Below are 14,931 nucleotides of genomic sequence, written 5' to 3' on the forward strand. Positions count from 1 at the left end.
CATAAATAGCATTGAGCCGCATCGTCTTGAACAGGCCATGTGCCCGATTCAAGCCTTTGCGGCTCAAGGATCCTGCCAGCAGGAGTCAGTGCAGCTTACTCGTCGTTGGCGTGCAAAAAGCGATACACCAGGGCGCCGATCACGCCGCCAATCAAGGGAGCCACCCAGAACAGCCACAGCTGTTCCATGGCCCACGTGCCCTGGAAGAAGGCCACGCCGGTAGAACGCGCAGGGTTCACGGAGGTGTTGGTGATGGGGATGCTGATCAGGTGAATCAAGGTCAGAGACAGACCAATTGCCACGCCTGCCAGACCAGCGTGACCACGCTTGTGGGTTGCGCCCATGATGATGAACAGGAAGAAGGCGGTCAGTACAATTTCTGCGATCAGGGCAGCGTTGCGGCTGTAGTTGTCGGGCGAGTGCTCGCCAAAGCCGTTGGAGGCAAAGCCTGCTACGGGATCAAAGCCGGTTTTGCCGCTGGCGATCAGGTACAGAACGCCGCCGGCCAGCAGGCCGCCGATAACCTGGGCAATGATGTAGGGAATGGCATCGCGAGCGGGGAAACGTCCACCAGCGACCAGACCCAGCGTGACAGCCGGATTGATGTGGCAACCGGAGATATTGCCGATGGCATAGCACATGGTCAGCAAGGTCAGGCCAAAGGCCAGGGCTACCCCGGCAAAACCAATCCCCAGTTCAGGATAGGCAGCGGCAAAGATCGCACTTCCGCAGCCCCCAAAGACCAGCCAGAAAGTGCCCAGCGTTTCTGCGGTGCATCGTTTTAATAAAGACATGATATTGCCCTGTTAGTGATTTAACACGGCTGGATTCTAGCGATAAGAAAGACGCGCTAACTTCTTGAAAGGAAAACAACTGTTAAAAGTTTTCCTTTGTTGAGGGTGGTGTTTTTTTATAGTAAATGTGAGAAATATCGCTAGTGTGCTGGTTTGTGTCGGGCGTAGGATCTTGTCGGGTTTGTGAAGACTTGTTTGGATGATTCCGGGCCTGAATATCCCCCGCAACGACATACTAAAATTCGGGAACGCAGTTGCATATTCCAAGGTGCCCACATCAACATGACCCATTCCCTTGAAGCTCTGATCCTGTCTCTTGAAGAGCGCCTGCTTGATCGTGCTACTCGTCAGGACGTGACGATGCTTGGCGCTTTATTGGCTGACGAGTTTGTAGAGTTTGGAGCCAGGGGCGCGGCATGGAGTAGAGCAGACGTGCTACGTGATCTGCCTGAACAGGAATTTGCGCAGCGTCGCCTGAGCGACTTCAAGCTGAGCCTCCTGTCAGAGGGTGTGGTCCTGGCGACTTATGTATGTGAAGTGTCAGGCGATGAAGGGCCGCAGCGGTCCTTGCGCAGTTCCATCTGGAAGCAGGTACAGGGACGCTGGCAGATGGTGTTTCATCAGGGAACCAGAATGGCGCAGGAATAAAAAAAAGGCCGGAATCTGAACTGCCCCCCAAAGCCTGGATTGTTATCCAACTTTCGGAGGGGCAGTTCAATCTTGGCCCTTTCTGTGCAGATCGCTCTTACGGCTTTTGCTGGATGAACGCTGCCGTTATTGGCGAGACCTGATGGAAATCAAAAGCTTGATGGTAGATTTCCCCGCTCTTGGCTTCCACGGTTAACCACAGTTGATGCTCCAGCTGGCTATTGGGCGGGATGGCAACGTCTACTGCTCGTGTCCAGCGCGTGTTGCTAAACGCCTGACGGGGCGCAGGCATAGGCTCGGGTTTGCTGACTTGCAGATAGGCGCGGCGTATATGTGGATCGCAGGTCTCGCAAAAGCGAATCTGGAAGGCTTTGCGATGCGCGCCGCTGGGCCCACTGATGGGGGCTTTGTCATCCGTTTCAGCCAGGATAAACGACCACGGACCAATCTGGCCTTGCAGGGCATTGTTGCGAAATACAGGCTCCGGGCCTTGCTGTGCCAGATAAATCATGAAGGCGGCAGGAATGGCCAGAAGACTGCTGGCAAAAACCAGGCTACGTGTAGAAAATCGGGGTGCTGTCGGTGTCACTCCAGCTTGGGAAGGCTCTGTGCGTGTAGCCCCAGCGCTCGTTGAAGCAGGGCTTGAGTTTGCCGCCGCCACTCCATTTTTCCCAGCTACAGCGTCACTTGATGCCGATGCAGTGTTGCCCGCTCCAACCGCTTTAGGTGCTGCCTTCGCAACAGGCGCAGGTTTGGCCCGCACAGGTTTCTTTTCCTGCCAGGGCCACCAGGGCAGGTAAAAGGTCAGTCCAGCACCGGCCATGGTTAGCCAACCCAGCCAGGCAACCGTGCCCATGCTCCAGCCCCAGCCTTGCCAGCACAGGGCTAAAGCCACGGCCAGCAGGGGCCAGCCGAGCAGACGAAAGATCAGTCTTTCCTTCTCGCTGGGCGTGCGATGTAGCAGGAATTCTCCCTGGCGATCACTGGCCAAGGCCAGGCAGATAAAGCCTGCCAGGCTGATGATGAAAACGGCCAGATTCAGCCACAGACTGGTATTGCTCATGGCAGCACTCCGGCGGGCATCAGCAGCACGCTGAGCACGGCGATGACAGCCGTAGGCAGAACCATACCCACCCAGGCACGGGTGGCGCTTTTAGTGCTGAACACCCACATGACGGCGATGGTGTACCAGACAAAGCTCAACATATTCGCTGCCAGAACAGCCTGGGCTCTAGGCAAGGGCCAGAGCACGGTCAGCAATACTGTGGCGGCAGCCGCCAAGGCGTAGCCGCCGACAGTGGCGGCCACAATGCGTGACAGCACTTGCAGGCGGTAGCGGGAAGTCAGTCCACTCATCCGTTCACTCCCGCAGTTTGCAAGCTGGCCGGGGCGGCGGCTTTTTTAGGCAGGCTGGCAATGTGCCATTTGCGTTTCATTTTGATGGCGATATAGACAAAGATGGCGGCCAGGCCAAACATGGTCAGGTCAAAGCCTGCCAGGCCCCAGTCGCCATGGATGACGGTGACACCCAGGTGACGGTCGGTAGTCAGCAGGTTCAGGACAGGAATCAGGGCGTAGGCGGCGGCTGTCAGGTACAGCAGTTCCAGCCAGGCGCGCTTCAAGGGTCGCCAGGAGGCATACAGGAAGGACCAGCCCCAGATCAGGAACAGCGCATGGAACTCCCAGGCGGCGCGGTCAGCCATATTGACGGGCAAGAGGCGATTGGCCCAGAAGTAGGCGGCCAGACCTAGCGGCAAACCGGCTAGGGTTCCGGCATTCAGAATTTCCACCAGACGCAGGCCCGCCGCATCAAAGCGCTCGGAGACACTAAGCGCAGTGGCTTTGGCCATGCGTTTTTGATGCTGGGTACGACGCTTCACGGTCCACAGCACCAAGCCTGTTCCAATAACGGCGCAGCCCAGCAAACCAGAAATAAAGTACAGCCAGCGCAACCACCATTCGGCAAACACACCTTCGTGCAAGGCCAGCAATACGCGGTGCGTGTCTCCGGTGACATTGCTATTGTTCTCCGGCTCCATGGCGCTGCCGTCGATGGCGTTAAAGCGCAGGGTTTCGGCACGGGTCCAGTGCACGCCCGTGACGCCGGTGCGACGCAGTTCTACATAAGCCTGGCTATCTGCCGGGTGTGTGATCTGCACCGAGGCAATGCTGTTCTTGCCCCAGGCTTGTTCAGCGCTATGCATCATCTCGCTTAGCGAGGCTTGCGGCGCGCTGATGGGCAGGAAGTCCCGTTTTTGCTGGCGAAGATCCTGGAAGTAAGTCTGTCGTCCTTCTTCCGTCGCGCCGTACATGACTTCTCGCCCAGTCGGCATATAGATGGACATGAAAAAGATCAGGCCCGTGTAGGTAATCATCAGGAAAAAGGGCAGGGACATCACGCTGACGATATTGTGCGCATCCAGCCAGGAACGCTGGCCCTTGCCGGGTCTGAAAGTGAAGAAGTCGGTGAAGATTTTCTTGTGAGTCACCACGCCTGTAATCACGGCCAGCAGCATCAGCATGGTGCAGATACCGACCAGCCAGATAGCAACCGGGTAAGGGATGTAGTGCAGGGCGTAATGCATGCGATACAGGCCAGTGCCACCAGCCGTGGCGCGGGGCTCGGTTTCAGGCTGAATCTGGCCGGTAACCGGGTCCAGCTCCTCGCCCCCGCGACGGGCGCGTTGACCGGGCTGGGGCATTTCTTCCCAGCCAATGGACAGCCCTTGTGTGGCACGCGGGTTCAGGGCTTGATGCGGCAGGGTAATGGTCCAGGCTTTGGACTCTGCCGGGGCATGCGCTTGCAACTGCGTCAGGGCCTGATCCAGCATCTGGCTGGATTGCTCGGGCAGGACTTGCATGGGCAAGGGACGCTCCGGCTCCATCCAGCGGGTGATTTCATCGTCTACATAGCCTGCCGTGCCGGTGACGAAGACGAAAAACAGGATCCAGCCCACCACCAGACCGACCCAGGTATGCAGCCATGCCATACATTGGCGAAATGACTCTTTCACGCTGATGCGCCTCCTACTTCAGCACCGTCTCCGGGTGCTGGATTGATGACCATTGAACCGAGAAAAGCCGTGCTTGCCTGGCAGCTGTGGGTGACGGATTGAGTCCGCCATTCTTGTCCGCTGCGCTCATCACGCAAGCTTCGCTTTTCAGTAAGCAAGTTCTTGGTGACAGAGAGGGGAAGAGGGCATCAGGCTTGAAACAACGGCAGAATAATAGCAATCATTCTCATTTCGGTGTTGGGGATTTCCAGGTTTCAAGGCTTTATTCAGAAATTAATGCGGCGCCATAGCTTTTTTGGCATTTTCCATAGGGGAAAGACGCAGTTGAGGGGGAGCGGGGCGATGAGCTGGTGAGAATCGGGCGGGAACAAGTCTTGTCGGTTCCGGGCTGAGGGCTGAACGCCGGGATGAGGCAGAAGGGAATACGCCTTGCAGGCATTACACCCCTGCTAACAAAACTTATGGTCTATAGAGCATTAACTGCCGGTTGATGAGGCCAGAACCCCCATCAAAAAGGCCCCGGCTAGCAAAGTGCCGGGGCCAGCTGGATTTCTGCTACGCCGGGAGTTTTAGAGCACCACAAACAGCAGCCAGACGACGACCGGGGCAATAACCGTGACGGCAGCACCGTACAGCAAAAGCTGACGGAAGAAGGCATCACGCGACACGCCCTGGGCATTGGCCAGCACCAGTGCGCCATTGGTGGAGAAGGGGCTGACGTCCACAATGGTGGAGGACACGGCCATGGCCGCAATAAAGCCCACCGGCCCCACGCCGCCATCTCCTTGCAAAAAGGGGACAGCCAGCGGAATCAGCGAACCCAGCACGGCGGTGGAAGAGGCAAAAGCCGACACAACCGCCCCCACAAAAAGCAGCAGCAAGGCCGCCATCAAGGGAGAGGTCAGCTGGGCAACGCTATGGCCAACAAAATCAATCGTGCCCATGGATTCCATCACGCCCACATAGGTGCTGACACCCACAATCAGCATGATTTCAGGCCAGGACACTTGGCCCAGCGCGCGTTTTTGCAGATTGGGGGCCATCAAGGTCAGAACCAGACCGATGGTGATCGAGGTAAAGCCAATATCCTGTTTGAAAAACAGCGTCAGAACGGCTAGGATAAACAGGCCGATCAAGGTAAGGACGCGATACCAGTGCGGGGCCTCGCTGGCACCATTACCGGCTTCGACCAGGGCATCGGGACTTTTCCAGGCGGTCTTGCGCTCTTCACCAAAGGCCTCGGCTTCAGCATCACCGAATACCTGCGGGCCACCCGAGCCATGGGCTACACGGGCAACTTTGACGTCTGCCGAACTTAAGTCCACTTTCTGGCGCATCAGCTTCAAGCCACCCATCCATACGAACAGCAAAATGGACACGGCCAGGTTGATGCTCAGGCTGGCCATCATGGTGGCCATTTCATTCAAGGGCAAACCGGCGGCGCTGACCACACGATTGGTGATGCCACCGTAGATACTGATAGGGGAGAAGCCGCCCCCTTGTGCGCCATGTATCACCAGCAAACCCATCAAGAGCGGGTTGATGCCGTACTGGCGAGCAAAGCCCAGTGCAATCGGGGCAATGATGGCAACGGCGGCTGGGCTGACGGCACCCACAGCCGTCAAGGCGGCCGTGATCAGGAACATGATCCAGGGAATGGCGGCGATGCGGCCACGCACGGCTCGCACAGCCATGCTGACCAGCCAGTTGATCGTGCCGTTGTTCTGAGCCAGAGCGAACAAATAGGTAATACCGGCCAGAGTCAGGAACAGGTCGGCCGGAAAGCCGCCCATGATTTCTTTGGCGCCCATGCCCGCCACCAGCGTCCCCACCAGAAAAGCGCCTACAAAAGCAATCAGTCCCATATTGATGGGTAGGGCGGTTGCCAGTACGAACATGCCTCCTAATACGGCAATGGATAGCCAATGCATATGTTTCGTCTCCTTGTAATTGAACCTTTTGCAGGTTTCTGGAAACGACCATATCAGTGGCGGTATAGGGCTATCAATAAAGCTTATGGCCGAATGATTACGCTAAACGTAATGATTAGTCAGGGAGGCGATGGTTGAGCTTTCAACTAGCACGCTCTTGTACTTGTACGGAATAGGCGCGGTTTTGAGGAGGTGAGGCAGCAGGAGTCGGGAATCGAGTGAGGGGCGTTGTGGCTGGGGTAGACAGAAGGGCTGATCAGGTGGGTGTGAAGGGACGCAGGCTGTAAAAGCGAGCTGTTTATGGCTGGTTCAGTTCCGCAATCAGTTCGCTGCTGTGAATTGTGCGCCCGAAGTGATGTTTCCATAGCTTGATGCCCAGCTCGCCGGAGCGATCCAGGGACGAGCCTACCGTCAGATCCGTAATCAGGGTGGGGTGTAGCCCGGCATCAAACAAGGCAAAACCGGCGGCCAGTACGCAGGTATCGGTTTGAATTCCGCAGACCAGAATGCGATCGGCCTGACATTGCTGCAAATACTCCATCGCCGCCGGGCTGGGGGCGTAGCCGTGCTTGATGAAGATTTGCTTGGCATCGACCAGACAGCGATCGCTGCGTGGCGGGCACCAGCCCAACTGGCTGGAAAAGGGTGTTTGCGACTCGTCGTGCAGTTCAATCAAGGCCGCGCAAGGCAGGCGGGTGCTCAGGGCGTTAATGCCTTCAATCAGCCAGGGGGGCGGTGAAAAGCAGCTTTGCACATCGACAACAAGCAGGATCTGTCGCATTGCGGGAGTCTCAATAAGAGCGCCTCAGCGATGCCAGACGGAGGGGGCCTGGGCAGTCTGAAGGGCCGTCAATCAAGCCCTTATTGAAACATGGACTCAGGCGCTTGGGCGGGTCCAGGTCAGGCGGGCACCGACGATAATGCCCAGCACCGCCAGCAAAGAGGTGGCCGACAAGGTGGACAGGCCGCTTAAACCCTGGCCTATGGTGCAGCCCAGGGCCAGCACGCCACCAACGCCCATCAAGGCACCACCTGCCATGGAGCGCAGCATGTGGCGGGGCGACTCAAAGCCTTCCAGTTTCCAGCGACGACGCAGCAGGGCGCTTAGCAAGGAGCCAGCCACAACACCCACCACAATCATGATGGTGAAGCGCGGGCTCATGCCGGTGGAGATCATGGCGTACTGAATGCTTTCACCAATCGGGGCGACAAAGCTGAGCGAGCTGACGGGCAAAGGCTCGAAGGGATCATCGCCCAGCCAGCCGGTGGTCAGCCAGCCTGCCACAATCAGCAGCCCTACAAAGGCTCCGGCCAGAAGATCATTCAGGCGTTGGCCGTCCTGTCGGCGCAGCAAGGCAAAAGCGATCAGGGCAGCGACGATGAGGGCAATCACAATAGACCGCAGCGGACCCTCGGCCAGGGTGACCGCAGGCAGGGTGACACTGCTGGCTTGGGCGATGCCCATGCGCAGCGGCGCCAGCAGGCCCGTCAAAGTGATATAGGCGGCGATACCCAGACAAAGCACGACGACAAAGGAGCGCAGATTTCCCTGCCCCAACAGAACCAGAGCACGGGCGCCACAGCCATTGGCCAACGTCATGCCGGCTCCAAACAGCACACCGCCCACAGGCACCAATAACCAGGAGAAGGTGGGGTTCAGGTACAGAACCTGGTCCAGGCTGATCAGCCCATAGCCTGCCGCCAGTTGTGTCCCGGCCAGGGCCACGGCTAGCGCCAGGGCAAAACCCTGGAGCTTGTAGCCGCTGCGCCCGGACCAACGCTCGGTCAAACCACGATAAAAGCAAAAACCACTGAGCTGGCCGCCAATGCCAAAGAGCAGGCCAATGGCCAAGCTGACCCACAGTACAAGTTCTGTATTCATCATGTGTGCTGGATGTTAGGACCGGGTTATGAACACTTAGCCTTTGGTGCCCCAGATGTCGCGACTGATCGCGGCATACCAGGCTTCGCCATACTGGGCTTCCTGCTTGCGAAAGGCCGGGCTGGCTTCTTTGGGGCTGACCCCGCCGGAGGCTTCCGCCAGCTTGTCATCGGCAAAGGCGTACAAGTGCCCCACGGAGATGCCGTAGTCGGGGGCGATCAAACTGTAGCAGGTATTGCTCAGCGTGGCCTGTGGCGCAGGCTTGCCGCTCAAGGCATTAATGATGGCCGCCGCTGCCAGCTTGGCCTGTGTATTGGCCGAGAAACCCGACTTGGGCATGGGCGAGGCAATGGTGGCATCGCCCACCACATAGATGTCCTTGACCTGCTCGGACTCGAAGGTATGCGGGTCAATCGGCACCCAGCCGCTGGCGTTGGTGACACCGGCCTGCTCGGCAATGGCCCCGGCTTTTTGTGGCGGGATGACGTTCAGCACATCGGCCTTGTGAATCTCGCCAAACTCGGTTTCCACGCTTAGCTTGGCTGCATCCACGCGGGTAACTTTGCCGTCCTTGGAGAAGGGCACCCATTCGATCATGTCGCCATAGACTTGTTTCCAGCCGTCCTGGAACAGCCCTTGTTTGGAGAAGCTGTCTTTGGCATCCAGAATCAGAATCTTGGATTTGGGTTTGTTCTGCTTGAAGTAGTGGGCCACCATGCTGGCGCGCTCGTAAGGGCCGGGCGGGCAGCGGAAGGGGTTTTCGGGGGCCACCATAATGAAGGTGCCGCCATTGGGCATGGCATCCAGCTGGCTTTTCAGCAAACGGGTTTGATCGCCCGCTTTCCAGGCGTGCGGGGCCAGCAAGGAAGCGGCCTCGTCATAACCTTCCAGCGTGTTCCAGCGAAAATCAATGCCGGGCGAGAGCAGCAACTTGTCGTAGGACAGCTTCTGGCCCTTGGCCAGGGTCAGGGTCTTGGCCTGGGAATCGACCGCGGTGGCCAGGTCGTGAATCACGTCGATCCCGGCGGCGCGCAAATCGTCAAAGCCGTGGCCTTGCTGTTCAAAACGGCGCAAACCGGCCAGATACAGATTGGTGAAGGGGCAGGTGTAGAACGTAGTGGCCGTTTCAATCAAGGTCACTTTCAGGGACGGATCGCCGCGCTTCAGGTAACGAGCGGCGGTTGCACCACCAAAGCCGCCACCGACCACAATCACATGGGCCGAGCTGCTGCGTGCGTACACAGGCAAAGTGCTCAGGGCCAGGCCAGCCACACTGGTTTTACCTACACGGCTCAGCCATTGGCGACGGGAGGAGTTCAAGGGTGTGCTCATTCTTAACGTCCTTCCGCAGCACTGCGAGGGGTGGAGGAAACTTCAGAGAAATAACGTGCCAGGGCTTCCAGATCCGCGTCCTGGTAGCCTTTGACCAGACGACTCATGATGGTGGTGCCAGCCGGAGGTGTGTCCGAGGCAAAGGCGCGCAGTTGCTCCAGCAAGGCGGCTTCGGGACGGCCTGCCAGCGAAGGAATGATGGTCGTGGAACGCCCATCCGGGCCGTGACAGTTCGCACAGGAGCTGGCCACCGTTTTGATGTCCAGCGTGGAACTGGCCCAGGCCGGTGCCGTGGCACTGCTGGCCACTAACACGGCGGGGGCAATAAGGAGACGACCTACCAGAGAGAGGGACATGGGCATTCTTCTTGTCAATGTGCATCGTTGTAGGAAAGGACGCTCAGCGTAGCATTCCCCTTACGCCCACCTTGTATGACTATATAGAACGCTGTTATGAACTCAGCGCCCGATAAGGGCGCTGAAATGGGGCGGGTCAGGGAGCTTGGTTGTAATTGCCCAGCATCAGCCGCTGATGTTCAGCTCGGTCTGGCCGGTAATGACAGCGCCTTGATCGTCCGTCCAGCTCATTTCCAGAGCCCCGGAGCGTCGTGCGACAAAGGTGAATTCAATGTACGGGTTTTGGGAAATCGCTGTTTCCGGTTGCCAGTTGAACAAGGGTTCGCCGTTAAAGCTGGCCTTGAATTCGTGGATGATGTTGCGCGGCACAACCTGGCCTTCCTTGCTCAGGCGCAGGCCGCTTTCCATGCGGTGTTCGACCAGGGCGCGCACGCGCACAATGTCGCCCGCCTTGGGCTTGGCATTGCTGATCCAGATACGTGGTTTACTCATGAGTGCCCCTTGTTTACATGCCGCAGCCACCAGCCGTCACAGTGATGTGATGCTGGGCGCTCAGGACGCGGCCATCGCTTAACCGTGCCAGGGCGCGGATGGTTTGGGTTTCAATCAGGCGCAGGCGAACCGCCACTTCCGTTGTCCCGGCCAGGGCCGTGAAGTTGAAGCGGCAGGCCAGCGGATGCGGGTTGCCCTGGGCCAGAATGATCAGCTCCTGACAATACAGCTCGTCGCTTAGCGGCAAATCCAGCACCACTTTGACAGGCACCGCAGCGGGGTTGTCCCCCAGTGCGGGCATGTCCAGCTTCAAGCCCTTGTTCTCCGGGCTGGCACCCTTCAGGAACTCGTCCACAATGGCTTGCACCTGGGCGGCGGTGGCCGGTTTCAGCAATTGGTCAAAAGCGACTTGCGCATGCAGATTCAGGGGCAGCCACGCGGCGCCCAGTCCGGCCGCACTGCCCAGCAAGAGCTGGCGGCGGCGGACAAAGCGGGAGGGGAGTTTAGAGGAAGTCATTGAAACGGCTCTTGATCCACTGGAAGTCTTCTTGAACAAGGTCGGGGGTGCGTACGTCCATATCAATCTGCGTTTGCAGAACCTTGCCGCTTGCGTCCAGCTCGTATTCAAACTTGACCGAGATTTCTTCTTGCGGGTCCCCGTTGACCATCATGTAGCACAGGTTGTCGGGCAGAACTGGCACCACTTCCTTGTCCGCGATGCGTTCGGCCAGATTCTGTGCAACGATCTTGGCCACCGCGTGTGCCACGTGGGCGCTCTTGGGGTAGTGGCCGAACTGGTCGGAAATAAAGCCCATGGAGTCCCCCACCACGTAGACATTGTCATCGTCACGGGCGGTGAACAGGCGCGGGTCAATATTGGCCCAGCCCGTGGGTTTGCCATCGGGGCCTGTGCCGACCAGGCCTGCATTCCAGACCATATCGGCGGCCTGGTGTGGGGGCATCAGCACCCCGTCGTCAAAATCAAAGTCGCCAGCGGTGGTCTTGATGTGTTTCTTGAAGGGATCGACCTCACGCACTCGGGCATTGGGGACATGGGTGATGATGTCCGGATACAGCTCCTGGAAAGCCGCGCGGTAGCCTTCGCCAATGGGGGCGATGGTGGGCTTGGGGTCCAGAATAATGATCTTGCCCGGAATCTTGTTGGTCTTGATATGCCAGGCCATCAGACAGGCGCGTTCGTAGGGCGAGGGCGGGCAGCGATGGGGCGGCGGGGGCAACGTCATCACAATGGTGCCACCCTTGAAGGCCTTGAGCTTGTTCTTCAAGGCGAACATCTCGGCATTCGGGATGTAGGCGTTGGGGAAATGCTGGCGGGTGTATTCCGCCGCATAAGTGTCATTGCCGAACCAGGCGTCGTAGGCATTGCGTATGCCGCCCGACAGGATCAGGTAATCGTATTCCAGCGCGCCCTGGGTGGTGCGCACGGTTTTCTTGTCACGCTCGATGGCGGTGACTTCGGCATGAACCAGGCTGTAGCCGTACTTGATGGACGGTGCCAGCATGTCGTGGTTCAGGAAATCGGTGTTGACGATGTCAATCAGCCACTTGTTGCTCATGGGGCCGGACCAGAACGTGGGGTTGCGCTCGATCAACACCACTTGTGCCTGGGGCACCAGTTTGGACAGGTACTTGGCAGCCGTCATGCCGCCCCAGCCGCCACCACAAATGACAATGCGCGGGCCCTTGGTGTGGCGCGGCAGGATTTGGCTGGTGTTGGTGATGATGGCGGGGGCCGACAAGCTGGCCGAGGGGAGAATCAGGGTTCCAAGTGCGGCGGCTGGCGTGGCCAGCATGAAGCTTCTACGATTCATTTTTATGCTCCTCGTGATCATGACATGACACACGTCATTCAGGACTGGTGGACCGCTTTGTGCGAGCCAGTATAGCCAAGAGTCCCGGTACCGGCTCCGGAAACAACACAAATCCGTGTTTTTTGCGATTAAAAAGTAACGAAGCTATCTTTGTGGGCGCAATCGGAGGATAGTTCAGGAAGGGAAAATTTTTTTCTCTGATCGTTATTACATTTAGGACTTATTTTGAAGACAGAAATTGGTATTGTGAAGTGGTTCAACAGCGAAAAAGGCTTCGGATTCATCGTGCCGGAGAACGGCGGTAAGGATCTCTTCGCACACCACAGTGAAATTCAGGGAACCGGGTTCAAAACTTTGGAAGAGAACCAACGCGTTTCCTTCATCGAAGGTGCAGGCCAAAAAGGCCCATGCGCAACTAAAATCCAAATTCTTTGATGATGGGCTTGCCTGAAACAGGCAAGCACCGCGTCAAACTAAAAAGGCTGGACCCGTTACGGGCTCCGGCCTTTTTTTATGGCTGGCTCGGTCTTAGAAGGCTTGGTCGGCAAGGGGCACGGTCAGACGCGCTTCCAGACCGCCACTTTGACGATTCAACAGTTCCAGCGTGCCGCCATGCTGTGTGGCGATGGCGTTCACAATGGATAAACCCAGCCCATAGCCCGCCTGCTGCTGCGAGCCGCGCCAAAAGCGGTTCATGGCCAGATCCCGCTCGCTGTCACTTAATCCGGGGCCGTGGTCCAGCACGCTGATGCTCAGATAGCCCGGCTCTCCCGTTTCAATCCGCAGGCTGATCGGTTGCAGGGCTTTGGTATAGCGCAGGGCATTGTCGATCAGGTTCTGTACAGCCACTGTCAGCAGGGATTTTTCAATTTGCACCGGGCCGGGCTTGCTGCGTATATCCAGCGTGATCTGGTCTATGGTGTCGCCATAAACGGCTTTAAGCGCATGCAGGGCCGCATACACGGCCTCGTCGGCCTGACTGCTTTCCATGCTGGCGCTTTGTCCATCCAGCCGGGCCAGTTCCAGCAGCCGCTGCAAAATATTCTGTAGCTGTTGTACGCCCTGGTCTGCCTGGCTCAAGGCCGTATCCAGCGTGTTGCGCTCGCCGGGGCGCTGGGCGGCCAGATGGGCTACCTGGATATGTGTTTTGATCCCGGTCAGCGGGGTGCGCAGTTCGTGGGCGGCGCTGTCGGTAAAGCGGCGCTCGCGCATGATGGCGGCTTGTTGCCGCTCCAGCAATTCCTCAATGGTTTGCAGCAAGGGTTGCAGCTCAACCGGGGCTTTGACTTTGGGCAGCGGGCTGTCGTCACCCGGACGGCGGCGCGACAGCAAATCCCGAATCCGCTCCAGGGGAGCCAGACCGTGACCGATACCAATCCACAAAAGCAGCAGGCTGCCAAACAAGGCCACCACAAAGGGCAGACCGGCCGAGAGCATGATGTCCCGTACCAGCGATTCACGTATTTCTATGCTGTCGGCAGCGGCAATCTGGATATGGCCTTCACGCAAGACAAAGGTGCGCCAGCGCTTGCCGCCATGGATATGCGTGCCAAAGCCCAAAGCCACTTGTGACATATCCGGGCTGCCTGCGGTACGGCTGACAGCCTGAATTTCCACTTCACTGCGCACCACACTGATTTCGCAGGCCACGCCGTCGCGGGCAATGATGTCCAAGGGACGTTCCGCAGATTGGGCCAGTTCCTGCAGATTCGGGAATTGGGCCACCAGCCCGGCCACCATGCGGGCCGATGCCGCCAGTCGGCTATCCAGCGCTTCACGCAAGGAGTGGCGTGCATCCATCAGCATCCAGGTGGCGACCGCGCTCCAGAGCACGGTCAGGGAAATGCCGATAATCAGCAGCAATCTAAGGCGCAAGCTCATGGCGTCACATACCTAACCGGCAGGTCCCAGCTTGTAGCCCAGGCCGCGCACGGTCTCGACAATATTGCTGCCCAGCTTGCGGCGCAAATGGTAGATGTGCACATTGATGGCGTTGCTTTCCAGATCCTGGTCGTAGCCGTAAACGCTGTCGCACAGCTGTTCGGCGCTGAGGATGGTGTGGGGTTTATTGAGCAGAGCGCGCAGCAAGGACAGTTCGCGACGCGCCAGGCTGACCGGCTTTCCATCCAGAGTGACATGGCCGGTGGAGGCACAGAAACTGAGCCGCCCGTATTCAATACAGTCCGTATCGTGCCCGGCCAGGCGGCGGGTCAGAACATGCAGGCGTGCCAGCAGCTCGTCCAGGTCAAAAGGCTTGATGACGTAATCATCGCCCCCGCCCAATAGTCCCTCCACGCGATGGTGCAGGGCATCGCGGGCCGTCAGAATCAGAATGGGCAGTTTGCGGCCTTGTTCGCGCCAGCGACGCAGCAGCGTCAGCCCGTCCTGATCGGGCAAACCCAGATCAAGAATACAGACATCAAAGTGCGAAGACAGCAAGGCCGTGTCGGCCATGCTGGCCGTGCCGACGTGGTCCACCGTCAGCCCGTGCAGTCGCAGGCCCGCTACAATTCCGCTGGCGACAAGCGCATCATCTTCAACAAGTAAAACGTGCATTCTCCCCCCTGTAGCGAATGCGGCTTGTGCAGGCAAAGCCTGATGTTTATTACGTTTCGGCATTCATGTTAGCAGTCTTGAGGGCAGGGGCGAG

At 58.2% G+C, this 14,931-nt stretch carries 16 protein-coding genes; 2 read left to right on the top strand and 14 right to left on the bottom strand.

Translation table 11 applies throughout. The annotated features are described in order from the left end of the window. Positions 1-95: 95 nt before the first annotated feature. Positions 96-794, bottom strand: a complete 699-nt coding sequence (aqpZ, locus tag DUD43_RS06780; protein ID WP_153229662.1) for an aquaporin Z — start codon at positions 792-794, stop codon at positions 96-98. A gap of 282 nt (positions 795-1,076) precedes the next feature. On the opposite strand from aqpZ, the gene DUD43_RS06785 reads away from it, so the two are divergent. Beyond that, a complete protein-coding gene (locus DUD43_RS06785; RefSeq protein ID WP_153229663.1) occupies positions 1,077-1,442 on the top strand; it encodes a DUF4440 domain-containing protein in 366 nt (121 codons plus the stop codon). 97 nt (positions 1,443-1,539) lie between these two features. On the opposite strand, the gene DUD43_RS06790 is transcribed toward DUD43_RS06785, so the two are convergent. From DUD43_RS06790 to DUD43_RS06840, 11 genes are all read right to left on the bottom strand, one after another. Next, positions 1,540-2,505 carry a DUF3325 domain-containing protein gene (locus tag DUD43_RS06790; protein WP_153229664.1) on the bottom strand — a complete coding sequence of 322 codons (966 nt, stop codon included), beginning with the start codon at positions 2,503-2,505 and terminating at the stop codon, positions 1,540-1,542. After that, positions 2,502-2,798 (bottom strand): DUF3649 domain-containing protein, encoded by a 297-nt coding sequence (locus tag DUD43_RS06795; RefSeq protein WP_153229665.1) that lies wholly within the window; start codon positions 2,796-2,798, stop codon positions 2,502-2,504. The genes DUD43_RS06790 and DUD43_RS06795 overlap by 4 nt, the downstream gene beginning before the upstream one ends. Then, a complete protein-coding gene (locus DUD43_RS06800; RefSeq protein ID WP_228125921.1) occupies positions 2,795-4,456 on the bottom strand; it encodes a PepSY-associated TM helix domain-containing protein in 1,662 nt (553 codons plus the stop codon). The genes DUD43_RS06795 and DUD43_RS06800 overlap by 4 nt, the downstream gene beginning before the upstream one ends. Positions 4,457-5,025: 569 nt before the next feature. Then, positions 5,026-6,387, bottom strand: a complete 1,362-nt coding sequence (locus DUD43_RS06805) for an SLC13 family permease (protein ID WP_153229666.1) — start codon at positions 6,385-6,387, stop codon at positions 5,026-5,028. Between the two features lie 298 nt (positions 6,388-6,685). Next, the gene (locus DUD43_RS06810; protein ID WP_153229667.1) at positions 6,686-7,168 is read right to left on the bottom strand and encodes an isochorismatase family protein; all 483 of its coding nucleotides are present in this window, start codon (positions 7,166-7,168) and stop codon (positions 6,686-6,688) included. 96 nt (positions 7,169-7,264) lie between these two features. Then, positions 7,265-8,269 carry a YeeE/YedE family protein gene (locus tag DUD43_RS06815; protein WP_153229668.1) on the bottom strand — a complete coding sequence of 335 codons (1,005 nt, stop codon included), beginning with the start codon at positions 8,267-8,269 and terminating at the stop codon, positions 7,265-7,267. A gap of 36 nt (positions 8,270-8,305) precedes the next feature. After that, complete coding sequence (locus tag DUD43_RS06820; protein ID WP_194273453.1) at positions 8,306-9,601, bottom strand: NAD(P)/FAD-dependent oxidoreductase; 1,296 nt, start codon at positions 9,599-9,601, stop codon at positions 8,306-8,308. Between the two features lie 2 nt (positions 9,602-9,603). After that, on the bottom strand, positions 9,604-9,957 hold the full coding sequence (locus DUD43_RS06825) for a c-type cytochrome (RefSeq protein WP_153229669.1): 354 nt from the start codon (positions 9,955-9,957) through the stop codon (positions 9,604-9,606). A 165-nt stretch (positions 9,958-10,122) separates the two neighbouring features. Next, on the bottom strand, positions 10,123-10,449 hold the full coding sequence (gene soxZ, locus DUD43_RS06830) for a thiosulfate oxidation carrier complex protein SoxZ (RefSeq protein WP_153229670.1): 327 nt from the start codon (positions 10,447-10,449) through the stop codon (positions 10,123-10,125). A gap of 13 nt (positions 10,450-10,462) precedes the next feature. Next, on the bottom strand, positions 10,463-10,966 hold the full coding sequence (locus DUD43_RS06835) for a thiosulfate oxidation carrier protein SoxY (RefSeq protein ID WP_153229671.1): 504 nt from the start codon (positions 10,964-10,966) through the stop codon (positions 10,463-10,465). Continuing rightward, positions 10,953-12,281 (bottom strand): FAD-dependent oxidoreductase, encoded by a 1,329-nt coding sequence (locus DUD43_RS06840; protein ID WP_153229672.1) that lies wholly within the window; start codon positions 12,279-12,281, stop codon positions 10,953-10,955. The genes DUD43_RS06835 and DUD43_RS06840 overlap by 14 nt, the downstream gene beginning before the upstream one ends. A 225-nt stretch (positions 12,282-12,506) precedes the next feature. Here DUD43_RS06840 and DUD43_RS06845 point away from each other — a divergent pair, with 225 nt between their 5' ends. After that, positions 12,507-12,716: a cold-shock protein gene (locus tag DUD43_RS06845; RefSeq protein WP_009461028.1), complete on the top strand. Its 210-nt coding sequence runs from the start codon at positions 12,507-12,509 to the stop codon at positions 12,714-12,716. 93 nt (positions 12,717-12,809) lie between these two features. Here DUD43_RS06845 and DUD43_RS06850 read toward each other — a convergent pair whose 3' ends face one another. Together DUD43_RS06850 and DUD43_RS06855 are read right to left on the bottom strand one after the other, a co-directional pair. Beyond that, the gene (locus DUD43_RS06850) at positions 12,810-14,162 is read right to left on the bottom strand and encodes an ATP-binding protein (RefSeq protein ID WP_153229673.1); all 1,353 of its coding nucleotides are present in this window, start codon (positions 14,160-14,162) and stop codon (positions 12,810-12,812) included. Between the two features lie 12 nt (positions 14,163-14,174). Next, a complete protein-coding gene (locus DUD43_RS06855; RefSeq protein ID WP_153229674.1) occupies positions 14,175-14,837 on the bottom strand; it encodes a response regulator in 663 nt (220 codons plus the stop codon). Positions 14,838-14,931: the final 94 nt, after the last annotated feature.

This window comes from Alcaligenes faecalis (assembly GCF_009497775.1).
Classification (GTDB): Bacteria; Pseudomonadota; Gammaproteobacteria; order Burkholderiales; family Burkholderiaceae_B; genus Alcaligenes; species Alcaligenes faecalis_D.